The sequence below is a fragment of the Streptomyces sp. NPDC029164 genome (assembly GCF_055563995.1).
Genome location: NZ_JBVHWW010000023.1, coordinates 117,757 through 140,257, shown reverse-complemented (window position 1 = coordinate 140,257; position 22,501 = coordinate 117,757). Strand labels below are relative to the sequence as shown.

The 22,501-nt window shown below is 76.1% G+C and carries 19 protein-coding genes; 11 read left to right on the top strand and 8 right to left on the bottom strand.

Annotated features, from left to right (window positions below):
• The first annotated feature begins 158 nt into the window (after positions 1-158).
• From ACZ4VT_RS22900 to ACZ4VT_RS22890, 3 genes are read left to right on the top strand one after another with little or no spacing between them, the layout of a single operon-like run.
• Positions 159-1,316, top strand: a complete 1,158-nt coding sequence (locus ACZ4VT_RS22900; protein ID WP_467952192.1) for an ATP-binding protein — start codon at positions 159-161, stop codon at positions 1,314-1,316.
• The gene (locus tag ACZ4VT_RS22895) at positions 1,313-5,263 is read left to right on the top strand and encodes a DUF5682 family protein (protein ID WP_467952191.1); all 3,951 of its coding nucleotides are present in this window, start codon (positions 1,313-1,315) and stop codon (positions 5,261-5,263) included. Before ACZ4VT_RS22900 ends, ACZ4VT_RS22895 begins: the two co-directional genes overlap by 4 nt.
• Complete coding sequence (locus tag ACZ4VT_RS22890; protein WP_467952189.1) at positions 5,260-7,113, top strand: hypothetical protein; 1,854 nt, start codon at positions 5,260-5,262, stop codon at positions 7,111-7,113. Before ACZ4VT_RS22895 ends, ACZ4VT_RS22890 begins: the two co-directional genes overlap by 4 nt.
• On the opposite strand, the gene ACZ4VT_RS22885 is transcribed toward ACZ4VT_RS22890, so the two are convergent.
• Entirely contained in the window at positions 7,079-7,558 is a 480-nt protein-coding gene (locus tag ACZ4VT_RS22885; protein ID WP_467952187.1) for an HAD domain-containing protein, read from the bottom strand. The two genes, ACZ4VT_RS22890 and ACZ4VT_RS22885, sit on opposite strands and share 35 nt — an antisense overlap.
• A gap of 26 nt (positions 7,559-7,584) precedes the next feature.
• On the opposite strand from ACZ4VT_RS22885, the gene ACZ4VT_RS22880 reads away from it, so the two are divergent.
• Both ACZ4VT_RS22880 and ACZ4VT_RS22875 read left to right on the top strand, forming a co-directional pair.
• Positions 7,585-8,304, top strand: a complete 720-nt coding sequence (locus tag ACZ4VT_RS22880; protein ID WP_467952185.1) for an MOSC domain-containing protein — start codon at positions 7,585-7,587, stop codon at positions 8,302-8,304.
• A gap of 82 nt (positions 8,305-8,386) precedes the next feature.
• The gene (locus ACZ4VT_RS22875; RefSeq protein ID WP_467952183.1) at positions 8,387-9,154 is read left to right on the top strand and encodes a hypothetical protein; all 768 of its coding nucleotides are present in this window, start codon (positions 8,387-8,389) and stop codon (positions 9,152-9,154) included.
• Here ACZ4VT_RS22875 and ACZ4VT_RS22870 read toward each other — a convergent pair.
• Entirely contained in the window at positions 9,138-10,769 is a 1,632-nt protein-coding gene (locus ACZ4VT_RS22870) for a carboxylesterase/lipase family protein (RefSeq protein ID WP_467952182.1), read from the bottom strand. The genes ACZ4VT_RS22875 and ACZ4VT_RS22870 overlap by 17 nt on opposite strands.
• Positions 10,770-10,952: 183 nt before the next feature.
• Between ACZ4VT_RS22870 and ACZ4VT_RS22865 the strand changes: the two genes are divergently transcribed.
• Positions 10,953-11,981 (top strand): hypothetical protein, encoded by a 1,029-nt coding sequence (locus ACZ4VT_RS22865; RefSeq protein ID WP_467952180.1) that lies wholly within the window; start codon positions 10,953-10,955, stop codon positions 11,979-11,981.
• 100 nt (positions 11,982-12,081) lie between these two features.
• Here the strand turns inward: ACZ4VT_RS22865 and ACZ4VT_RS22860 are convergent, their stop codons facing one another.
• From ACZ4VT_RS22860 to ACZ4VT_RS22850, 3 genes are read right to left on the bottom strand one after another with little or no spacing between them, the layout of a single operon-like run.
• Positions 12,082-13,110: an NAD(P)/FAD-dependent oxidoreductase gene (locus ACZ4VT_RS22860; protein ID WP_467952178.1), complete on the bottom strand. Its 1,029-nt coding sequence runs from the start codon at positions 13,108-13,110 to the stop codon at positions 12,082-12,084.
• Positions 13,107-13,691, bottom strand: coding sequence for an isoprenylcysteine carboxyl methyltransferase family protein (locus ACZ4VT_RS22855; RefSeq protein WP_467952177.1), 585 nt, complete (start codon positions 13,689-13,691; stop codon positions 13,107-13,109). Before ACZ4VT_RS22855 ends, ACZ4VT_RS22860 begins: the two co-directional genes overlap by 4 nt.
• Before the next feature lie 30 nt (positions 13,692-13,721).
• Positions 13,722-14,780, bottom strand: a complete 1,059-nt coding sequence (locus ACZ4VT_RS22850) for a type III polyketide synthase (RefSeq protein ID WP_467952175.1) — start codon at positions 14,778-14,780, stop codon at positions 13,722-13,724.
• A 76-nt stretch (positions 14,781-14,856) separates the two neighbouring features.
• Here ACZ4VT_RS22850 and ACZ4VT_RS22845 point away from each other — a divergent pair, with 76 nt between their 5' ends.
• Positions 14,857-15,753, top strand: coding sequence for a UbiA family prenyltransferase (locus ACZ4VT_RS22845; protein ID WP_467952173.1), 897 nt, complete (start codon positions 14,857-14,859; stop codon positions 15,751-15,753).
• Positions 15,754-15,894: 141 nt separating this feature from the next.
• Here the strand turns inward: ACZ4VT_RS22845 and ACZ4VT_RS22840 are convergent, their stop codons facing one another.
• Complete coding sequence (locus ACZ4VT_RS22840; protein ID WP_467952171.1) at positions 15,895-16,929, bottom strand: PHP domain-containing protein; 1,035 nt, start codon at positions 16,927-16,929, stop codon at positions 15,895-15,897.
• 54 nt (positions 16,930-16,983) lie between these two features.
• Positions 16,984-17,469 carry a MarR family winged helix-turn-helix transcriptional regulator gene (locus ACZ4VT_RS22835; protein WP_467952169.1) on the bottom strand — a complete coding sequence of 162 codons (486 nt, stop codon included), beginning with the start codon at positions 17,467-17,469 and terminating at the stop codon, positions 16,984-16,986.
• Positions 17,470-17,597: 128 nt separating this feature from the next.
• On the opposite strand from ACZ4VT_RS22835, the gene ACZ4VT_RS22830 reads away from it, so the two are divergent.
• Positions 17,598-18,008, top strand: a complete 411-nt coding sequence (locus tag ACZ4VT_RS22830; protein ID WP_362814090.1) for an organic hydroperoxide resistance protein — start codon at positions 17,598-17,600, stop codon at positions 18,006-18,008.
• Positions 18,009-18,083: 75 nt separating this feature from the next.
• Positions 18,084-19,739: an FAD-dependent monooxygenase gene (locus ACZ4VT_RS22825; protein ID WP_467952167.1), complete on the top strand. Its 1,656-nt coding sequence runs from the start codon at positions 18,084-18,086 to the stop codon at positions 19,737-19,739.
• Positions 19,740-19,765: 26 nt separating this feature from the next.
• Here the strand turns inward: ACZ4VT_RS22825 and ACZ4VT_RS22820 are convergent, their stop codons facing one another.
• Positions 19,766-20,131, bottom strand: a complete 366-nt coding sequence (locus tag ACZ4VT_RS22820; RefSeq protein WP_467952165.1) for a DUF6204 family protein — start codon at positions 20,129-20,131, stop codon at positions 19,766-19,768.
• Between the two features lie 171 nt (positions 20,132-20,302).
• On the opposite strand from ACZ4VT_RS22820, the gene ACZ4VT_RS22815 reads away from it, so the two are divergent.
• The gene (locus tag ACZ4VT_RS22815) at positions 20,303-21,583 is read left to right on the top strand and encodes a VWA domain-containing protein (RefSeq protein WP_467952163.1); all 1,281 of its coding nucleotides are present in this window, start codon (positions 20,303-20,305) and stop codon (positions 21,581-21,583) included.
• Positions 21,583-22,389 carry a hypothetical protein gene (locus ACZ4VT_RS22810; protein ID WP_467952161.1) on the top strand — a complete coding sequence of 269 codons (807 nt, stop codon included), beginning with the start codon at positions 21,583-21,585 and terminating at the stop codon, positions 22,387-22,389. The genes ACZ4VT_RS22815 and ACZ4VT_RS22810 overlap by 1 nt, the downstream gene beginning before the upstream one ends.
• Positions 22,390-22,501: the final 112 nt, after the last annotated feature.

Here is a 22,501-nt window from a genome sequence, read left to right as displayed (position 1 = left end):
CCCCCCCCCCCCCCCCCCCCCCCCCCCCCCCCCCCCCCCCCCCCCCCCCCCCCCCCCCCCCCCCCCCCCCCCCCCCCCCCCCCCCCCCCCCGCCCGACACGCGTACCCCTTCCCCGCCCCTTCCCCGCCCCTTCCCCTTCCCGTCCAGGAGGACCCCGATGACCGTCACCGCACCATCCGTCCCCGCCGCCCGGCAGGTGCTGCCCGCCGAGGAGCGGTACGCCACCGAACTCGACTTCCTCGCCGCCCAGGACCCCGGTCCCCGGCCGCCCGGCTGGGCCCTGACCCCGCGCGCCGTCGTCACCTTCGTCTGCGGCAGCGACGGAGCCGAACTGGCCCTGCCGAAGCGCCGCGCCGGGCTCCCCGCCAAGCTGGCCATCGCCCCCAAGTTCGTCGGCGAACGCGCCCTGGTGGAGCGCTGCGTCGTCACCCTCGCAGGAGAGCGCGGCCTGCTCCTCACGGGTGAGCCGGGCACCGCCAAGTCGATGCTGTCGGAGCTGCTGGCCGCCGCCGTCAGCGGCACCAGCGCCCTCACCGTCCAGGGCACGGCCGGTACGACCGAGGACGCCTTCCGCTACGGCTGGAACTACGCGCTGCTGCTCGCACAGGGGCCCAGTTCCGGAGCCCTGGTCGACTCCCCGGTGCTCTCCGCCATGCGCACCGGACGCGTGGTCCGCGTCGAGGAGATCACCCGCTGCCTGCCCGAGGTACAGGACGCGCTGGTGTCGATCCTGTCCGACCGGCGGATCAGCGTGCCCGAACTGACCGCCACCGAGGACGCCGTGGTCTCCGCGGCCCCCGGCTTCACCGTCATCGCCACCGCCAACCTGCGCGACCGCGGCGTCTCCGAGATGTCCGCCGCCCTCAAGCGGCGCTTCAACTTCGAGACGGTCGCCCCGATCGCCGACGCGGACGCCGAGGCCACCCTGATCCGCCGGCAGGCGGTCGCCGCCGTCGAGCGGGCCGGCGCGGCCTTCGGCGTCGACGACGCCGTCCTCGACGCGCTCGTCACCGTCTTCCGCGACCTGCGCTCCGGGCGTTCCACCGAGGGCTGGGACGTGGAGCGCCCCGGTACGGTCATGTCCACCGCGGAGGCCGTGCAGGTGGCGGCCTCGCTCGGGGTCGCGGCCGCGTACCTGCCGGGCGGGGACGTGCTGGACCTGCTGCCGGGGCACCTGCTGGGCGTGGTCCGCAAGGACGACCCGGCCGACCACGGCCGCCTCCTCGGCTACTGGGACGGCCCGGTGCGCCGCCGCGCCGAGGACGGCTCGGCGATGTGGCGCCGCCTCTGGGACCTGCGCGGGAGCCTGCGTTGACGCACACCGACCCGCGCGCGGACCCGCGCGCCGCGGTGGAGGCCCTCGCCGCGACCCGTGAGCCGTACCTCATCGGGGTGCGCCACCACAGCCCGGCGCTGGCCGCGGTGGTGCCCGAGCTGCTGGACGCCTCGGGGGCGGACGTGGTCTGCGTCGAGCTCCCGGCGGACTTCCAGCCGTGGCTGGAGCACCTGGCCGACCCGGAGACCGTCGCCCCCGTCGCCCTCGCGGGCACCGGCGGCGACGGCCGCCTGGCGTTCTACCCGTTCGCCGACTTCTCCCCGGAACTGGCCGCCATCCGCTGGGCCCGCCGCACCGGCGCCACCGTCCTCTGCTGCGACCTCCCCCTCGCGTCCCCCGACTGGACGGCCGGGCCCGCGGAGCCGGCCCCGGACCCCGACCCGGCGGTCAAGGCGGGGCCGGTCCCGGGCCAGGCCGTGCCCGTCGGCGCGGCCCCGTCCCCGGCGGGCCCCGGCCTGGCTCGGCCCGCAGGGCCGGTCCCCGCTCAGCCGGCCCCCGCAGACGCGGCTCCGGCTCCGGCTCCGGCTCCGGCTTCGGCTTCGGCTCCGACGCCGGCGGAGCCGGGCTGCGAGCCGGGTGCGCGGGCGCCGCGGGGGAGTTCCTTCGCGGACGCGCTCACCGCCGCCGGTACCGGACGTGACGGTGACGACCTGTGGGACCGCGCCGTCGAGGTGCTCGCCCCGGGCTGTTCCCCGGAAGCCGTGCGCCGCGCGGCGATCGGCGTCGGCTGGGCGCTGCGCGCCGACTCCACCCCACCGGCCAGGGACCTCGCCCGCGAGTCCCACATGCGCTCCGTCATCGCCGGCGCCACCGCCGCGGGCCACCGCGTGGCGGCCGTGATCGGCGCCTTCCACGCCCCGGCCCTCCCGGGCGCGGGCGCCTCCGCTGTAGACGAGGCGCACGCGGGCGCGGCCACGGGCACCGGCCCGGCCGCTCCCGCTGCCGACGGCGCCCTTCACGCTGTGGCTGCCGGGACCGGCTGCGCCGATGTCGACTCCTCCTGTGCGGGCGTGGACGCGCAGGCCGGGCCGACCGCTGCCGAGGATGCCCTCCTCGGCCCGGGCGCCGGGCCGGCCGCCGTGGGCTCGGTGCCGGCACCGCGGGCGGGTGCCGAGCCGGGGCCTCGGGCCGCAGGGCCCGCGCGCGCCGGCGAGGCGGCGGAGGGGGCCGTCACCTCCTTCGTGCCGTACTCCTTCGATCTGCTCGACTCCCGCTCCGGGTACCCCGCCGGGATCCGGGACCCGCTCTGGCAGCAGGCCGTGCTGGAAGCCGGCGGGGACCCGGAGCGGGTACGGGAGGCGGCCTCCGCCGCCGTCATCCGGCTCTGCCGGGAGCTGCGCCGGGCCGGGCACACCGCCGGCACCGGAGAGGCCGCCGAGACCCTGCGACTCGCCTGCGACCTCGCCGTCCTGCGCGGACTGCCCGCGCCCGGCCGCGGCGAGCTCCTCGAAGCCGTCACCACCGTCCTCGGCCAGGGCGAACCGCTCGGCCGGGGCCGCGCGCTGGCCCGCGCCCTGGAGGCCGTGCTCGTCGGCACCGCCCGCGGGCGGATCACCCCGCACGCCCCCCGCTCCGGCCTCGGCCCCTCCGTCGAGGCCGAGCTGACGGAACTGCGCCTGCCCGGCCCCGACGAGCCCGCCTCCCGCGAGGTCCGCCTCGACCCGCTGCGCTCCGCCCTGGACGGCCGCCGCGAGGTCCTCCTGCAACGGCTCCTCGTGTGCGGCGCCTCCTACGGGGAGCCCCTCACCGTGGCCGCCACCGGCGACGGCACCGCCCTCGGCACCAAGTGGCGGCTGTCCTGGACGCCTTCCGTCCCGGCCCGCCTCGATCTCGCCGGGGTCCGCGGCGTCACCGCCGCCCAGGCGGCCGCCGGAACCCTGCGCGACACCGCCCGCCGGGCCGCCGCCGACGGCGGACCCACCCCGGCACAGATCCTCGCCGGGCTGGCCGCCGCCGCACGCTGCGATCTGCCCGAGCTGGTCGACGTACGCCTCCACGAGGCGGCCGGCGCCCTGCCGCAGACGGCGACCCTGCCCGAACTCCTCGACGCCCTCGACCTCCTGGAGGCCCTGCACCGCGGCCACCTCCCCGGCACCTCCGACGGGTCCCGTGCCACCGCCGCAGCCCTCACCGCGGACCTCCTCGAAGCGGCCGTACGGTCGCTGCCCGGCCTCGCCGGCAGCGACGACCCCGCCGACGCGGCCGCCCTCGTGGCCCTCGCCGACCGCGCCGCCGCCCACCACCTCGGCCTGCGCACGGACGAGGCCCTCGCCGGCCTGGCGGCCTCCGCGTCCCCGCTGATGCAGGGCGCCGCCCTGGCCGTACGGGTCCTCCTCGACCTCGACCCGGCCGCCGGGCTCGGCGATCGCGCCGCCGGGTGGATCGACGCCGCGGGCACCGCCGACAGCCGGCGCGCCCTGACCCGCCGGCTCGCCGGACTCCTCACCGCCGCGGGCCCGTTGCTGGGGTCCTCGCCGGCCGCCCTGACCCCGCTCCTCGTCCGCGTCGAGAGCCTCGCCGACCAGGACTTCCTGGACCGCCTGCCGGCTCTGCGCGGCGGCTTCGACGCCCTCTCGCCCGCCGCCCGCGACCGCCTGCTGGACACCGTCACCGAGCGGATCGGCGACCGGATCGACCTCGCGCTCGACGCGTCGCCCGCCCTGCTCGCCCTCTGGGCCGCAGCCGACGCCGCCGGGCTCGCCGCGCTCAAGGCCCTCCCGCTGCCCGCGGCGGAGGCACCCGCCCCGCGCCCGGACAGTCCCGCCGCGCCGCCCGCCGGGACCCCCGAGGGCGAGGATCGCCGGCTCGCCCCCGCCGACCGCTGGCGGCTGCTGCTCGGCCGCGAGCGCGACCGCCTCCCCGCCGGCGCCCGCCGCTACGCCCACGCACTGGACGAGCTGTACGGCACCGGGCGCGGCGAAGGCGCGTCCGACCTCGACTCCGGCCAAGGGGGCGGCCAGGGCGGCGGCCAGGAGGCCTCCTTCCCCACCGCCCGCGAGTGGTCGCAGGAGCTGGAGGCGCTGTTCGGCGCGGACGTACGGGAGGAAGTGCTCGCCGGCGCCGCCGAAGCGGGCCGCACCGACGTCCTCGCCCAGCTCGACCCGGCGTCCGTACGCCCCTCCGTGGAACTGCTGAGCTCCGTACTGTCCCTGGCAGGCGGGCTCCCCGAGGCCCAACTCGCCCGTCTGCGCCCCCTGGTCAGACGGCTCGTCGACGAGCTCGCCAAGGAGCTGGCCACCCGCCTGCGCCCGGCCCTCTCCGGCCTCGCCACGCCGCGCCCCACCCGCCGCCCCGGCGGCAAACTCGACCTGGCCCGGACCCTGCGCGCCAACCTCGCGCACACCCGGCGGCGGGCCGACGGCACGGTCGTCGTCGTACCGGAGCGGCCCGTCTTCAGCACCCGGGCGAACCGCGAGGCCGACTGGCGGCTGATCCTCGTCGTCGACGTCTCCGGCTCGATGGAGGCCTCCGTCATCTGGTCGGCCCTGACCGCGGCCGTGCTGGGCGGCGTACCGACCCTGTCCACCCACTTCCTCGCCTTCTCCACCCAGGTCGTGGACTTCACCGACCGCGTCGACGACCCGCTCTCGCTGCTGCTGGAGGTCCGCGTCGGCGGCGGTACGCACATCGCCGCCGGTCTCGCGCACGCCCGCACCCTGATCACCGTCCCCAGCCGCACCCTCGTCGTCGTGGTCAGCGACTTCGAGGAGGGCGCCCCGATCGGCGGGCTCCTCGGGGAGGTCCGCGCGCTGGCCGCCTCCGGCGCCCACCTGATGGGCTGCGCCGCGCTCGACGACGCGGGAACGCCCCGGTACTCGGTCCCGGTCGCGCGGCAACTCGTCGCGGCCGGCATGCCGGTGGCAGCCCTCAGCCCCCTCGCCCTCGCCCGCTGGGTGGGCGACCGCCTCCGTGGAGAGTCCCGTTGAGCACCGAACTGCCGCCCGTCGCACCCGAGGTGCTCGCCGAAGCGGTCGAGAACCTCACCGGCCGCCTGCGCAAGAAGCTGGACGCCGCCACCGAGGACTGCGCGGCGGGCGCCGCCCGTGAGGCGGACGGCAGTGTCACCGTCCGCTTCGGCGAGGACGCCCTCGTCACCCTGCGCCCCGGCCCGGCGGGCACCGTCACCGAGGCCGGACAGGCCACGTGCAGCTGCCTGTTGGCACCCCGCTGCCTGCACCGGGCCGCCGCACTGGGCGCGGCCCCGCTCGCGGACGCGGCCCCGCCGCCACCGCCCGTGGAACAGCCCGAGCCGCAGGCCCCGACGGAGTCAGGGCCCGCCGATCCCGCCGATCCCACCGATCCCACCGAGTCCATCGGCCCGGCGCCGTCCCTCACCGCGGCCCAGCTCGCCGCCGCGGCCGCGCTCTGGCACGCCGCCGCCGAAGCCCTCGCCGCCGGAGTCACCGCCGGCGGAGCCGTGGTCCAGGCCGAGCTGCTGCGCGCCGCCCACACCGCCCGCCTCGCCGGGCTGCCGCGCGCCGAGGCCGCCGCCCTGCGGGTCGTACGCGGCCTGCGCGCCGCCCGGGAACGCCGGGCCACCCAGCGGCTCGGCGCCCTCACCGGCGCCTTCCGCGAACTCCTGCACACCGCCGGGGTGCTGGCCTCCGGAGCGGCCGACCCCGCGCTGACCGGCACCGCCCGCCGCGCCTACGCGCCCGGCGGCAGCCTCCAAGTGCACGGCCTGTGCCGGGAACCGGTCCTCTCCGCCACCGGATACGGCGGAGTCGTCACCCACCTGCTGGCCCCCGACGGCGCCCGCTACTCGGTGTCCGACGTCCGCCCCGGCGGCCTGGCCCGCGCCCGCGGCGCCGGCTCCGCCTCCGTCGCCCTCGGCGGCGCCACCCTCGACCACGCCGGTCTCGCCCGCGGCGGCCTGCGCATCGTCGGCGCCACGGTCTCCGCGGAGGGCCGGCTCGGCGCCGGACGCGGGGTCCGGGCGACCCCGCTGCGCGGCACGCTCTGGACCGAGCAGCCCGCCGCGCCGCTCTTCGCCCGTCCGGCCGCCGAGGCCGTCGCCGAACTGCTGGCCGATCCGGACGAGGCCGAGTCCGCGCTCCTCGGCTGCGACGTCACCGTCGTGGGCGCGGCCGGCGAACACCTCCTCGTCCGCGAGGCACGCCCGGACGCACCGCTGCTGCGGCTGCTGCCCGCGCACCCCCACCCCGAGCTGCCGCACACGGCGAACCTGCGCCGGATCGCCGCGTACCCCGGACTGCAGCTGCGCGTCCTGGGCCGCCCCGATCCGGACCGCGCCGCCACGCTGCGCCCCCTCGCCGTGGGCCCGGTGCCCGGCGCGCCGTACACCCTGCGGCTGCCCGAGGAATGGCTGGGCCGCGCCGACCTCGGCTACGACCGCCTCCAGGGCATCCACTTCCCGCCACAGGCCGACGCCCCCGGGCAGGTCCCGGTAACCGAGGGGCAGGGGCCGGACCCGCTGGCCGACTCGCCGCTGTGGCGGGTACGCCGCCTCCTGGAGACCGGGGTCGCGGGCGGCCGCCGCGCCGTCGCCGAAGCGGCCCGCGGTACGGCGCCCCTGGCCTCGTTCGGCCCGCTGCGCCGGGCCGGGCTCACCGGGGCCGCGGACCTGTCCGCCGCCCTCGCCGCCGAGGCCGACCGCCGCCCCCGCAACGCCTTCGGCCGTCTCACCGACCCCTCGCCCGACGGCTACGCCTGGGCCTGGCTGGCCGCGGCCACCCACCTCGCGGCGGCGGAACGCTCCTTGGTCGCCGCGTCTTGGGCGGCTATCCCGGACGGAGCCATTCCCACAGCGCGCTGAAGTCGGCGTCGCCCAGCCCACGGCCGGGATCCACGCGGTGCAGGAGCGCCCGGCCGGGGTGCCGGGCCGCCACCCAGTCCCGGTCGGCGCCGGTGATCTCGTCGTCGAGCCAGACGAAGGGCCGTCCGGCCGCGTGCGCGACGAGGGCCGGGGTCTTCCAGTGGACTCCGCCCCGCCCGTCGGCATCGGACGGCTCCGGCCAGGCCACCAGCGGCAGTTCCGGGAGGCCGAGCCGGGGCGCGACGCACTCGTTGGCCTCCGCCATCCACGTCGTGGCCCACACGAGCTCGCACGGCAGCGCCGCCAGCCGCGGCCCGAGCGCGGGATCGATCCGGGCGAGCAGCGGATTGGCATCGTCCCCGGGCGGGTACGGACCCGCGCCGAAGGGGATGAGAGGCCCGTCGACATCGAGGTAGAGGAGGGGACGGACCAGGGAACCGGTCATGATCCCACCGTAGTACCGTCGTGCCGGTGGCGGAGAACGCGGGCGTGATAGAGCGGATTTGGCGGTACCCGATCAAGTCGACCGGTGGCGAACGGCTGCGCGGCGTACGAGTCGACGAGCGGGGCCTGGCGGGCGACCGGCTGTACGCGGTGCGGGACGCCGAGGGGAAGTTCGGCTCGGGCAAGAACACCCGGCGCTTCCGGCGGATGGCCGGGCTGCTCCACCTGAGCTCCCGCTACGCTCCCGGTGACCAGGAACCGGGCCTGCCGGAACTGGTCGATCCGCACGGACGCGTGGTGGCCGACCCCACGGGCTACCTCCGCACCTACCTCGGCCGCGATGACGTCGAGCTGGCCCGCGAGGGCGAGGTCTCGCACTTCGACCAGCTGCCGCTCAGCGTCCTGACGACGGCCACCCTCGACTGGATCCGCGACGAGGTGCCGGAGGTACCGGTCGACGAACGCCGGTTCCGGCCGAACCTCCTGCTGCGCACCCCGCCCGGCACCCCGCCGTTCGTCGAGGACGAGTGGGCCGGCCGCAAGGCCCGGGTGGGGGACACCCTGCACATCGAGTTCCTGCGCTCCAGCGAGCGGTGCGTCATGACCAACCAGGCCCAGCGGGACCTTCCGCACGCGCCGCTGATCCTGAGGACGATCGCCAGGGCGCACGACAACCGCCTCGACATGCTCGCCCGCGTCATCACACCGGGAACGGTCCGGGTCGGGGAGCCCGTCGTCCTGGCGTAGCGGCCGCGATCGGCCGCGGGAGGGGCGGAACCGGGACCGCCCGGATCACCTCTTGATGGCCAAAGGGGGATGGTGGATGGTCATGACGATCGCAGCGGGGTCCGTGACGGGACGCATGGTGGTGGCGGGGCTCCTGTGCGCCGTTCTGGCGGGGTGCGGGACCACCCGGGCGGGGCAGGCCGCGCCGCCCGCCGGCGTCCCCACGCTCGCGCCGGCCGAGTGCGGTCTCGACGTGCCGACGGACGAGGGCAAGGGCGGCGACGCCGGCCCCCCGACGGACGAGCAGACGGGCGGTTACGCAGGTCCGCCCACGGACGAGCAGACGGGCGGTTACGCCGGTCCTCCCACCGACGAGGACACGGGAGCACCTGCCGGTCCGCCCACGGACGAGGACACGGGTGCTCCGGCCGGTCCGCCCACGGACGAGGACACGGGTGCTCCGGCCGGTCCCCCCACCGACGAGGACACCGGTGCCCCCGCCGGCCCCCCGACCGACCAGGAGACCGGCGGATACGTGGGCCCGCCCACCGACGGGGACATGGGCAACGGCGGCGGCCCCTGCGGCCCGGCCGACTGGTTCGACATGACCCGGGACTTCAACGCCTACTTCGACAAGCGCCGCACCGACCAGGACAGCGACGTCCGCCTCAGGGAGACCCGCGTCCGCAAGGTACGGGCGGAAGGCGAGGCGCGCATCACCTTCACCACCCGCCAGGTGGGCAAGGGCGCCGCCGAGGACGCCCGCCGGATCGCCGACGTCTTCACCGCATGGCGCCGCCAGGTCTACGGCGACACCGGCACCCTCACCCTCCGCGCCCACGACTACGACGTCATCACCCAGAAGTGGTGACCCCGGGCCACTGCGCGTCCCAGAGCGCGCAGTGGTGTTCGGCCCGCGCGTCGACCGTACGGATCCCGCCCGCGCCCGGCGCCAGGGACAGCACGGCCGCCGCCGACCGGTGGCGCGGCCACTCCGGGGCCCCCGGCGCCGTCGGAACGCCCGTGCGGGCGAATCGGGTCCAGTAGTCGGTCATCCGGTCGGCGAGCTGCCGCTGCGGGTCGCTCAGCGGAGCCATCGCGAACAGGTAGGGCAGTTCGAAACCGTGGGCCGCGCCGAAGGGCAGCCCCGGCACCTCCGGCAGGCCGGTGAAGTGGGGTGCGCCGCGGTCGCTGAACCGGTACTCGTACGTCGGCACGTGCCGGGCCAGCGCCGCGCCGTCCCGCAACGCCGGGCAGATGAACGACGCGTCCGTCAGCAGGGTGGCCCACGCCACCGCCGGGGTCGGGTGTGCCGACACCGGATAGCGGGCCTCCACGGCACGGGCGGCCGAGGCGCCGAAGGACTGCTCCAGCCGGGCCCGGTACGCGGTCGCGTCGCCGATCGGGTACACGGCCAGGGTCTGCGCGAGGAAGAGGCGCATCTCGTCCTGCGTGGCGCCCTGCATCACCGGCACCCGGTGGAACCGCCCCGCCTCCAGCGCCCGCCGGGGCTCCAGCGGCAGCGTGCTGTTGCCGTACGAGACCAGGGAGAAGCGCTGCATCAGCTCCGCGGTCGCGAGGGCGCCGGTGTCCAGGCGGCGCAGGCAGTCCAGTACGCCGGCGGGCCGGCCGCAGCCGAGCCGGGCCGCCGCCAGGGCGCCCTCCTCGACCGTGCGCCGCTCGGGCACGAAGGGCTCGTACCTGCCGAGGCCGGGCAGCAGCGCGCGGGGAGGCGTCGTGGTCGAGCACGACCCGCTCTGCACGATCGCCTGGTGGAAGAGGCCCGCGGAGGCCGGGGAGGTGAGGTGGGCGCAGACGCTGAGCGCCCCCGCCGATTCCCCGAAGACGGTGACGTCGCGCGGGTCCGCGCCGAAGCGTTCCGCGTTCGCCCGCACCCAGCGCAGGGCCGCCCGCTGGTCCGCCAGGGCGAAGTCGGGGGCCCCGCCGAGCTCCGGATGGGCGAACAGGCCGAAGACGCCCAGCCGGTAGTTGACGGTCACCACCACGGCCCCGCCCCGCTCGGCCAGCCGGTCGGGCCGGTAGGTGTCGCCCGCGCCGCTGAAGAAGCCGCCGCCGTGGAACCAGACCATGACCGGCCGGAGCCGGCCCCCGGTGTCGCGGCCGCCCGCCGGAGCGGTGACGTTGAGGTACAGGCAGTCCTCGGAGCCGATCGGCGCGCCCGGTTCGAGCACGGGCAGCTGCACACAGCGCGCCCCGGGCGCCCCGGCATCGCGTACGCCCTCCCAGCGGGGAGCCGGCTCGGGCAGCCGCCAGCGCCGGGCGGCGGTCGGCGGAGCCGCGAAGGGGATGCCCTCGAAGGTGTCGTACGCGCCGTGCGCCCGGCCGCGTACGGCGCCCCGGTCGGTGCTCACGACGGGTTCCGGGTCAACGGCGGGCCGCTCCGGCGGGGCCGCGGCGCCCAGGAGGAGCAACACCACGGGTAGCAGCAGCGCGCACCGGCGTCGGACCTGGTGAATGTCGGGCACGCCGACGACCTTTCCCCGTGCGACCCGGTGGGCCGGCGAGCCGGCGTGGAGACCCCCGTTTGCCCGCCCCGAATGGCGCAGTGAGCAGAACTGGCACTCAATGTAACAAAGCGTGCGCTTCCCATGACGCACGATGACCGGCGCGCGATGTGTAGACCCGCGCGTCGGCGAACGGAGCTTTCCATGAATGACCCCATCACCCTCGCGACGACGCCCCACGAAGACCGCCGCGGGACCCCCGACTCCACCCCGCCGGACGCACCGGACGCACCGGACGCGTCAGACGCGCCGAACACACAGCGCATGCGTACCCTGCTGGACGCGGCGGCCACCTGTCGTCCCCTTGAGGAGGTCACCGCCCTGGTGAGCCTCCTCAAGGAGGGCGGCGGCCGGCTGCCCGACGCCGGCAACGAGGCGCTGCGCACGGCCGCCGTGGCCAGGCCCGTACAGGACGTACAACGGATGGTCGCCCTCCTGGGCGAGTCACCGCACGAGGTGGCCGAAGCGGACATCACGCTGCGCGCCGCCGCCGTCGGACGGTCCATCGAGGACGTGGCCCTGCTGGTCACCATCCTCGGGAAGGACGAGCCCGGCGCGGCGGACCGGCAGCGCCGGGCCGGGCCCCCCGGGCAGGACGACGAGGAGCTCCACCACGAGCCCGAGGACGCGCCGTACGACGGGCGGTTCGAGGAGCCGTACGAGCTGCCGTACACGGAGCTGTACGACGCGCCGTACCGGGAGCGGCGCCCGGAGCGGCAGCGGGAGCGGCACCAGCAGCGGCCGCACGACCCGCGCCGGCGCACCGCGCCCGTCGCCGAACCGGCCGGCTCCCCGGCCCTGCGGCACGTACTGCGCTGGCCCGTGGCGTTCGCCCTGTTCGTCAGCGGCGCGCTGCACCTGCCGAACGACCTGACGGCCCTGCCGTCCGCGGCCCCCGCCGACTTCCTGCCCCTCCTCGTCGCGGTGCTCTGCCTGGGCGTCGGGGCGCTCGTGGCGCTCCGGGACACCCCCGGGGTGTGGCGGGCCGGCGCGGTCACGGGCACCGCGGTCGTGGCCCTGCACGTCCTCGGCGGATCGGCGGGCTTCGACCCGCTGGCCGGCGCCGTGGGCTCCACCCTGGCGTGGGCGGGCGTCACCGTGGTGCTGTGCGCGGCGGCCGGCGCGGTCCTCGCCGGGCTCGCCCTGAGGAACCGTCAGGAGAACTCGGCCTGACCCCCCGGCCCCTGCGCCCGACCGACCGGCACCCCGCGCCCCGTGCGCGGGGTGCCGTGTCATGCGTGCCGCGTCATCCGTGCCGTTGTCGTGCGTGGTGTCATGCGAGCAGGTTCACCGCCCCGGTGAACACGCGCGGGAGCCGGGCGGCCAGCGGGACGATCCGCGGGGCGAGCCGCGGCTGGTGACGGGCCCAGAGCAGGGAAGCGGTGAGAGTGCGGTAGCCGCGCGACAGGTCCCGCCAGGCCTGCTCGTACGCCGCCGGGCGGCCCTCCCGTACGCAGCGCACCAGCTCGCCCGCCGCCGTCACGGCCAGGGTGAGGCCCTCGCCGGTCAGCGCGTCCACGTACCCCGCCGCGTCCCCCACGAAGAGCACGCGCCCGGCCACCCGTACGCGGGCCCCCTGGCGCAGCGGCCCGGCCCCGCGCACCGGCGTACCGGCCGCGTCCGCGCCCAGGCGCTCGGCCAGGACTGGGAAGCGGGCGAGCTGTACGTCGAACGGGGCCTGTTCGGTGGTCAGTACGGCCACGCCGACCTGGTCGGGCGCCAGCGGGGTGACGTAGGCCTCGCAGCGCTCCGACCAGTGCACCTCGACGAGGTCGCTCCACGGTGCCACGGCGTAGTGGCGGCGCAGTCCGTAGCGGGCCGGCCTGCGGGTCGCGGCCGGCGCCGAGAGGCCGAGTCCGCGCCGGACGGGGGAGTGCAGGCCGTCGGCGGCCACGAGGTAGCGGGCGGTCAGCCCGGCCGCGCTGACGTGGTGGACGTCCTGGCGCACCTGGTCGACGCGCTGCCGGAGCACCCGTACGCCGAGCTGCGCGGCGCGTTCGGCCAGTGCGGCCTGCAGCACCGTACGCCGGGCGCCGAGGCCCGGGCCGGACCGGAAGCGGCCCTCCGCCTGCCGGCCGCTGACGCCGTCGACGTACCGGATGCCGTGGAACGGCTGCCCGGCCACGGGGACGCCCAGCTCCAGCAGCCGGCGTACGCCGCCCGGCATCAGGCCCTCCCCGCAGGCCTTGTCGATGGGCGTGGGTCTGGGCTCCACGACCACCACCTCCAGGCCGGCGAGGGCGCCGTGGATGGCGGTGGCCAGCCCGGCCGGACCGCCGCCCGCGATCAGCAGGTCGATCACCGTGTGGCGCCCGCGGACGGGACGGAGGCGGGCGCGCGCAGCCGGCCGCCGTCCGTCAGCGCGGCGTCCTCACAGCCGATCCGGACGCGCAGCAGGAACAGGTTGAGCACGGTGAAGCCGAGCGCGGTCAGCCAGGCCGAGTGCACGAGCGGGAGCGCGATCCCTTCGGCGACCACCGCCACGTAGTTGGGATGGCGCAGCAGCCGGTACGGTCCCGCCTCCACCAGCGGCAGACCGGGAACGACGAGCACCCGGGTGTTCCAGCGCCGCCCGAGGGTGGCGATGCACCACCAGCGCAGGCCCTGGGCGGCCACGACGACGCCGAGGGCCGACCAGCCGAGCAGGGGGACGAACGGCCGGCCGGCGGCCAGCGGTTCCACCACGCAGCCCACCAGCAGCGCGGTGTGCAGGGCGACCATGGCCGGGTAGTGGCCGCGGCCGTACTCGCGTCCGCCGCGGGCCAGGCTCCAGGCGGTGTGGCGGCGGGCCGTGATCAGCTCGGCGACGCGCTCGGCGACGACGAGTCCGATGAGCAGCAGGTACAGGCCGAGGGAGGGGGGAAGGGAGGTCAAGGAGCTCATGAGGTCACCGGGTCCATCGCGTTCGTCGGGTCACCAGCGGAGGAGGACGAGTTCGGAGGCGAAGCCCGGGCCGAAGCCGAGCATCAGCCCGACCGATCCGGGCGGCGGCCCCGCGCTCTGGACGCCGTCCAGGATGTGCAGGACCGAGGCGGAGGAGAGGTTGCCCACGGCCGCCAGCGAGCGGCGGCTCGCGGCGAAGGCCTGCTCCGGCAGCGCGAGCGCGTCCGAGAGCGCGTCGAGGATCTTCGGGCCGCCGGGATGGCAGATCCACGCGTCGACGTCCGGGGGCTTGAGGTCGTGGGCGGCGAGGAAGGTCTCGACCTCCTCGGCGACGTGCAGCCTGACCAGGTCGGGGAGTTCACGGCCGAGCACCATGCGCATCCCCCAGTGCCCGATGTCCCAGCCGAGGAGGTGCTCGGTGCCCGGATAGAGCCGGCTGCGGGCCGCCACGACCTCGGGCCCCGCGCCGGTGGCGTGCAGGGGATGGTCGCGGCCGACCGCCAGCAGGGCGCCCGCGCCGTCGCCGAAGAGGGCCCCGGCCACCAGGTTCGCCATCGAGGTGTCCGTGGACTGGAGGGTGAGCGAACACAGCTCGGTGGACAGCAGCAGGGCCGCATGGCCGGAGCGGCCCGTCAGATGGTCGTGGAGATGACCGACCCCGGCCGCGCCGGCCGCGCAGCCGAGGCCGAAGAGCGGCACCCGCCGCACGTCCGGCCGGAGCCCGGCGCGGGTGGCGAGCCGGGCCTCCAGCGAGGGCGTCGCGAGCCCGGTCACCGTGGTCGACATGACCAGGTCGAGCTCGCCCGGCGCCAGGCCGGCGTCGGCGAGGGCGAGTTCGAGGGCGCGGGCGCCGAGTTCCAGGGCCGTCTCGACGAACAGGGCGTTCGTCGTGCCGAAGTCGTTCGCCGGACCGTACCGCTCCAGCGGGAGCGCGAGATGGCGGCGCTCCACGCGCACCGAGGCGTGGACCCGGCGCAGCAGCGCGGTATCGGAGCCGGACGGCATGAAGCGCGCGAGCGCCTCCGTGATCTCGGCCTGGGGATGGAGATGCGGCGGGAACACGCTGCGCACTGCCAGAACACGTGTCATTGATTCACCATAGGAAACAACTGACACATCGTTATGAATCAGGAGAACCGGGCGCGGCGCCGCATACCGTGTCGCTGTGCCCGCGCGAACCCCGCAGACCCCCGAGACGACCGCCCCCGCCGAGACCAACGTGCCCGCCAGGTCCGGCCTCCCGGCCGGTCCCACGAACACCGTGACCGGCCTGCTCGCGGCGTGTCACCCGCTGCCCGCGGCGGCCGTCACCCTCTTCGGCGTCGCCCTGACGGCCGCCGCGGGCCGCGGTCTGCCCGGTGCGGCGGTCACCGTGGCCGCGGTGGCCGCCGGACAGCTGTCCGTGGGCTGGTGCAACGACCGCGCCGACCTGCGGCGCGACCTGGCCACCGGCCGGCGGGACAAACCCCTGGTCGCCGGTACGGTCTCGGCCGCCGCCGTGACCCGGGCGGCGGCCCTCGCCCTGCTGCTCTGCGTCCCGCTGTCGCTGGCCGCCGGGCTCCTCGCCGGCGCCGTGCACCTCGTCGGCGTCGCGGCCGCCTGGGCCTACAACCTCCGGCTGAAGAGCACGGCCGCCTCCTGGGCCCCGTACGCCCTGGCCTTCGGCCTGCTGCCCGCCTTCGTCACCCTCGGGCTGCCCGGCGCGCCCTGGCCGCCGCCGTGGCTCACGGCCGCCGCGGCGCTGCTCGGCGCGGGCGCGCACTTCGCCAACGTGCTGCCCGACATCGAGGACGACCTGGCCACCGGCGTGGTGGGACTGCCCCAGCGGCTCGGCGTACGGCGCTCGGCCGCGCTGGCCGCCGTGCTCGTCCTCGGCTCGACCGCGGCCCTGATCGCGGGACCGCCGGGGCGGGTGACGGCGTACGGCTGGGGGCTGCTGGCCGCGACGGCATCGGCGCTGCTCCTCGCCGCCCGCCGGCCCACCGGGAGGCTCCCCTTCCTGACCACGATGGCGGTGGCCGCGGCCGATGTGCTCCTGCTGCTCGTCGAGCTCCGCCCCTGAGCCGCGGCCCGTCCGGCGGGACCTCGGAGAGAATGGGTCCATGGAGCCGGCCGCGGCGCAGCGGTCCGCCGAAGCGGCGCGGTCGCGGCACGCGCGGGGCGAGGTGTTCGCGCTCCTGTGAGCGCTGCCGGTGTGAGGACCTCACCCGGCGCGCCGGGTGTCGGTCCAGGTCAGGAGCTGGTCCGCGGGCCAGGTGTTGATGATCCGCTCGACCGGGACGCCGCATTCCACGGCCCGTTCGCAGCCCAGGATCTGCCAGTCCAGCTGGCCCGGGGCGTGCGCGTCCGTGTCGATCGCGAAGAAGGTGCCGGCCGCCACGGCCAGGCGCAGCAGCCGCCGGGGCGGGTCCAGGCGCTCGGGCCGGCTGTTGATCTCCACGGCGGTACCCGCTTCCGCGCAGGCCGCGAAGACGGCCTCGGCGTCGAACTGCGACTCCGGCCGGGTGCGGCCGGTGACCAGCCGCCCCGTGCAGTGGCCCAGTACGTCCATCAGCGGATTGCGCACGGCGGCCAGCAGCCGCCTGGTCATCGACGGTGAGTCCATGCGCAGCTTCGAGTGCACCGAGCCGACGACGAGGTCGAGCCGCTCCAGCAGCTCCGGCTCCTGGTCCAGCGCGCCGTCGTCGAGGATGTCGCACTCGATTCCGGTCAGGAGCCGGAACGGCGCCCACGTGTCGTTGAGTTCGGCGACCACCTCCAGCTGCTCGCGCAGCCGTTCCGGGGAGAGCCCCCGGGCCACGGTCAGCCGCGGCGAGTGGTCGGTCAGCACGGCCCAGTCGTGGCCCAGCCCGGCCGCCGCCCGGCCCATCGCCTCGATCGGACTGCCGCCGTCCGACCAGTCCGAGTGCACGTGGCAGTCCCCGCGGAGCGCTGCGCGCAGCGCGGTGGCGGCGGGCGGGGCCGGCGGTCCCTCGGGGAGCGCGGCGGCCTCGTCCTCCAGGCTCTGCAGATAGGCGGGCACCGCCCCGTCGAGGGCTTCCCGTACGACTTGGGCCGTCTTGGGGCCGATGCCCTTGACGGTCTCCAGGGAGCCCTCCGCGACCCGCTCGGCCACCTCCCGCTCGCCCATCCGCGCGAGGGCCGCCGACGCCGTCCGGAAGGCCCGTACCCGGTAGGTGGGGGCCTGTGCGCGCTCCAGCAGGAAGGCGATCCGGTCCAGTGCCGCCACCGGTTCCATCGCGTACCTCCTGCCGTCCTGCCGTCCCGGACCAGTGTCCGGCGCGGGAGGCGGCTACGCCTCTCCTGCCTCCCGCGGCACGGCCGCGTCGAGGGCGGCGGTGAGGCGGTTCAGGCGGGTCTGGAGGTCGACGACCTCGGCGAGCTCGAAGCCGGTCGCGGCCGCGATCCGCCGGGGCACCTCAGCGGCGCGCACGCGCAGCGCGGCGCCCTCCTCGGTCAGGTGGGCGTGGACGGAGCGCTCGTCCTCGGTGCTGCGCTCACGGCGGACCAGCCCGGCCGTCTCCAGCCGCTTGAGCAGCGGGGACAGCGTGCCCGAGTCCAGCCGGAGGTGCTGCCCGATCTCCTTGACCGGCAGCTCGCCGTGCTCCCAGAGCACGAGCATCACCAGGTACTGCGGGTAGGTGAGCCCCAGGTCCTTGAGGACGACGCGGTAGAGGCCGCCGAAGGCGCGGCTCGCGGCGTTCAGCGCGAAGCAGATCTGGCCGTCCAGGCGCAGGAAGTCCTGGTCGGGGTGGGTCGCGGTCGGCTGCTCGGTCATGTCGGCCAGTGTACCCGGACCGGCCTTGAGCGGCATTTAATTGCGCACAACTTAATTGCGTGCTCTACTGGTGGAGCGCGGCCGACCACCGGCCGCCGCCACGGTTCATTTCTGCGAGAGGAACTCTCATGGACGCGCTCTACACCGCTGTCGCCACCGCCAACGGCCGCGAGGGCCGCACCGTCAGCTCCGACGGCCAGATCGACCTCGCCCTCGCCATGCCCCCGGCGCTCGGCGGCAACGGGCAGGGCACCAACCCCGAGCAGCTCTTCGCGGCCGGCTACGCCGCCTGCTTCGCCAGCGCGCTCGGCCTCGTCGGCCGTCAGGCCAAGGCCGACACCAGCGAGGTCTCGGTCACCGCGGAGGTCTCCATCGGCAAGGACGGCGCCGGCTTCGGCCTGGGCGTCACCCTGCGCGTCGAGCTCCCCGAGTCCCTGGCCGGCGAGACGGGCGCCCTGCTGGTGAAGCAGGCGCACGAGGTCTGCCCCTACTCCCGCGCCACCCGCGGCAACATCGACGTCGAGCTCGTGATCGAGTAAAGATGCCGGACACCCGGCGCGCGGCGACCATGGAGGGGCACCGATCCCCGGGGGGCCGCACGCCGGGAGGCACCAGTGGCGCGCACCTACGCAACGGACGTCCTGGTCGCCGGCGCCGGCCCGGTCGGACTGACCGCCGCGGCCGAGCTCCGCAGGCGCGGAGTCTCCTGCCGGATCGTCGACCGGCTGCCCGCCCGGCTGCCGTTCGCCAAGGCCGTGGGCATCCAGCCGCGCACCCTGGAGGTCTGGGACCGCATGGGACTGGTCCGCACGGCTCTGGAAGCGGCCGTCCCGATGCGCGGTCAGTACCTGTACGTCAACGGCATCGAGCAGCCGCGCCTCGACCTCGTCCTGCCGCCCGAAGTGCCCTACGGGTTCGCGGCGCTGCCGCAGTACGAGACCGAGCGCATCCTCGACGAGTTCCTGGCCCGCTTCGGCACCGCCGTCGAACGCGGCACCGAGCTGGTGTCTTTCCGGCAGGACGCCGACGGCGTGACCTGCCGGCTGTACACCCCGTCCGGCGCCGAGGAAGAGGTGCGCACCCGGTTCCTGGTGGGCTGCGACGGCGCGCACAGCATCGTCCGCAAGGGGCTCGGGCTCAGCTACGAGGGCGGCGCCTTCCCCGAGGAGTACATGCTCGCCGACGTACGGGTCGACTGGGACGTACCGCGCGGGTTCGGCGTGCGCTCCCTGCACCGGGGCGGTGACGGCGCCGTAGACGACCTCCTGGTGTGCATCCCGCTGCCCGGCCCCGGCCGGTACCGGATGTCGATGCTGGTGCCGCCCGAACTCTCCACCGCACGGCAGGCCGAGGACGCCTCCGACGGGATCACCCACGGCCTGCAGAGCAGCCGGGCCCCCGCACTGGCGGACATCCAGGCCGTCCTGGACCGGCTGTCACCCGAGCCGACCACCGCCTCCGACATCCGCTGGGCCTCGGTGTTCCGCATCAGCCACCGGATCGTGGACCGGTACGGGGACGGCCGGGTCTTCGTCGCGGGAGACGCGGCCCACATCCACCCGCCCACCGGCGCCCAGGGCATGAACACCGGTATCCAGGACGCCTGGAACCTGGCCTGGAAACTCGCCCTCGCCGTCCGGGACGCGGCCCACCCCGCCCTCCTCGCCAGCTACGACGCCGAGCGCCGACCGGTGGGCGAGGAAGTCGTCGGCCGTACCGTGCGGCACGCCGCCGGGGGATTCGAGGCCGACCCGGACGACCCGGCGACCTTGATGCTCCGCGAGGCCCAACTGCTCGTCGGCTACCGCGGAAGCCCCATCGTGGACCCGCCCGGTGCGGGCCGTGGGCCCGCACCGGGTGACCGGGCACCCGACTGCGGCGGGCTCACCGGGCAGATCCCCGCCTACCCGCTGCGCCTCTACGACCTCCTGCGGGAGCGCGAGCACCTCCTGCTGCTGTACGGGACCGGGCCCGGCCTCGACGAACTCGTCCGGACCGCACGGGCGTCCTCCGGGGGCCGGGTGGAGACCTGCGTGGTGCTCCCGGCCGACGCTCCGGCCGAAGCCCCGCCCGACGGCCGGGCCGTTGAGACCGTGCTGCCGGTGTACAAGGACTCCCGCGGCGAGTTCGCCCGCCTCTACGCGGTCGACCAGCCGACGGCCTTCGTGATCCGCCCGGACGGATACCTCGGCGCCCGCCTCACCCCGCCCGCCCCACAGCCACTGGCCGCCCACCTCGGAACCGTCTTCGCCGCACACGACGAGGCCTGAGCGGCGAGGCCGTCAGATTGCGGCCCTCAGGCCCGGCCGTCGGCGCGAGCCGCCTCACGGCGCCCGCGCTTGCCCAGCGGAGCCTGCGACAGGTCCTGCGCCTGCGACTTCAACTGCTTGAAGCCGTAACCGCGCTCGGTCAGCCAGCTCTCCGCCGCCAGCTCCGCGCGCGCCGTCGCGTCGAGGATGTCCGCCTCGGCCTCGCCCGAGTCCAGGAAGCGGAAGGTGAAGAAGGGCCGGGCCGCGAGGTCGTACGTCAGGTGCCCCCCGGCAGTGAACTCCGCGTGCAGCATGTCGTGCTCGGGCGCGGCCGCGAGCAACTCGGCCCGCTGGCCGTCGGTCAGACCGTCGAAGGAACCGCGGACGGTGATACGGAAGGTACGGGTACTCATCCCGGCAGAGTAGATCGGGCGCTGCGCCCCCTGCACCCGGATATCCGCCGGTCCGCCCCGTCCGCCTGCCCGGCCACCGCCGGGGCACCTGGCGGAAAGCCGCCCACACCCTGAAAGCCACGGCGGGGACCCGGTTTTGGATTGCCGTACGATCCTCAATACGATCCGGCGATGATCACTAGAAAACGGCTGGCGGCCGGGGCGTGCGGCCTGCTCGCCGCCCTGGCCGTCGGGCTCTTCCCGGCGAGCGCCACCGCCGCCGACGGACCGACGGCGAAGGAACCCCCCAAGGTCGATCTCGTCCTGGACGTCAGCGGCTCCATGCGGGCGACCGACATCGACGGCCAGTCCCGGATGGCCGCGGCGAAGGAGGCCTTCAACGAGGTCATCGACGCCGTACCCGCCGAGGTGCAACTCGGCATACGGACCCTGGGCGCGACCTACCCCGGCGAGGACAGGGCGCTCGGCTGCAAGGACACCAAGCAGCTCTACCCGGTCGGGCCGCTCGACCGGACCGAGGCCAAGACGGCCGTGGCGACCCTCGCCCCCACCGGCTGGACGCCGATCGGACCGGCCCTCCAGGGCGCGGCCCAGGACCTCGAAGGCGGCAACGCCACCAAGCGGATCGTGCTCATCACCGACGGCGAGGACACCTGCGCCCCGCTCGACCCCTGCGAAGTGGCGCGGGAGATCGCCGCCAAGGGCATCCACCTGGTCATCGACACCCTCGGCCTGGTGCCCGACGCGAAGACCCGGGCCCAGCTCACCTGCATCGCCGAGGCCACCGGCGGTACGTACACCTCGGTGCAGCACAAGGCGGAACTCTCCAGCAGAGTGCGCCAACTCGTCGACCGGGCCGCCGACCCGGTCGTCAACCCGGTGGCGACCGAGGGCGCCAGGCAGTGCGAGGGGGCCCCGCAGCTCAAGGCCGGCCTCTACAGCGACCGCGAGACCTTCGGCGAGCACCGCTGGTACCGGGTGGACGTCCTCCCCGGCCAGGAGCTGCGCGCCTCGGTGAGCATCGGCGCCGACCGCGCCGTCAACAAGGACTACGGAGTCCTGCTGCGCGCCACGACCGTCCACGGGCGCGAGATCGTGCGCGGCTCGGAGGCGGGCGACGGGCGCACCGACGTGCTCTCCACCGGACTGAGGTATCCGAAGGCCGAGACCGACGACGACGAGGACGGGGACGCGAAGCCCGCGGCGGAGACCGTCTGCATCCAGGTCAGCAACTCCTTCTCCGCTCCCGCGTCCGTCAAGACCACCCCGGGCATGCCCGTCGAGCTGACCATCGACCTGGTGGACGGACCCGACGGCGCCTCCGACGTGGCCGCCTTCGGTCTCGGCCGCGGCTGGTGGCTGCTGGCCGTGCTGGCGCTCGCCGGACTGCTGGCCGGTCTGGTGTGGGGATGGATCTCGCGCTGGCGCATCTCCGTCTGGAGGACCAACTGATGCGTACCGTACGCACACTGACCGCCGCCCTGCTCGCCGGAGCCGCCGCCCTCGCGGTGGCGGGTACGGCCGTGGGCACGGCGGTCGCGGACACGCCGTCGGCGAGCCCCACCGCCACCCCGGGCAAGGGCCGGGCCGACTCCGCCCCGACCGAGGCCGGCACCGGCTTCCGTACCGCCGCGGCGTTCCGGCCGGGCCAGAAGGCCACGGCCGACGCGTCCACCGGCGACTACCTCTACTGGGTGCTGCCGCTCGACGCGCAGCAGCGCGCCACGGTCAAGGCCACGGTCACGCTGCCCGCGTCGGCGAGCCGGCACGGCGCCTCGACCTGGCAGCTCGACGTCTACGACGGACTGCGCCGCCGGCAGGCGTGCACCTACGGCACGCAGAGCGCGGCCGCGGCGAAGGAAGCCGCGTCCGTAGAACTGTCCTGCACCCTGCGCACCGTCCGCGCCGGAGCCGAGCAGTGGGCCAACGACCCGCTGCCGGGCAGCTATTACGTCCGCCTGACGGTCGTGAACCTGCCGGAGGAGGACCTGGGCCTGCCGGTGCGCGCGGCCGTCGAGGCCGACGTGAAGGAGACCGGCGGCGTCCACGCGGTGGACGGCGCGCTCTCCACGCCCCTGGTCGCCGGCACGGTGACCGCGTCCCTGCGCGAGCCGGAGGACGGCTGGTCCGGCGGCTGGTGGTCGGACCGCTGGGTCTGGACCGCGATGGGCGGGGTGCTCGCAGCCGCCGCGGGCATGTTCGGGTACTCCCTGACGCGCGGCTCGGGCCGGCCGTCGCGGGTGCCGAGCGGCGTCTGACCCACCGCACGGCGAGGGGGGGGGGGGGGGGGGGGGGGGGGGGGGGGGGGGGGGCGGGAGGGGGGGGGGGGGGGGGGGGGGGGGGGGGGGGGGGGGGGGGGGGGGGGGGGGT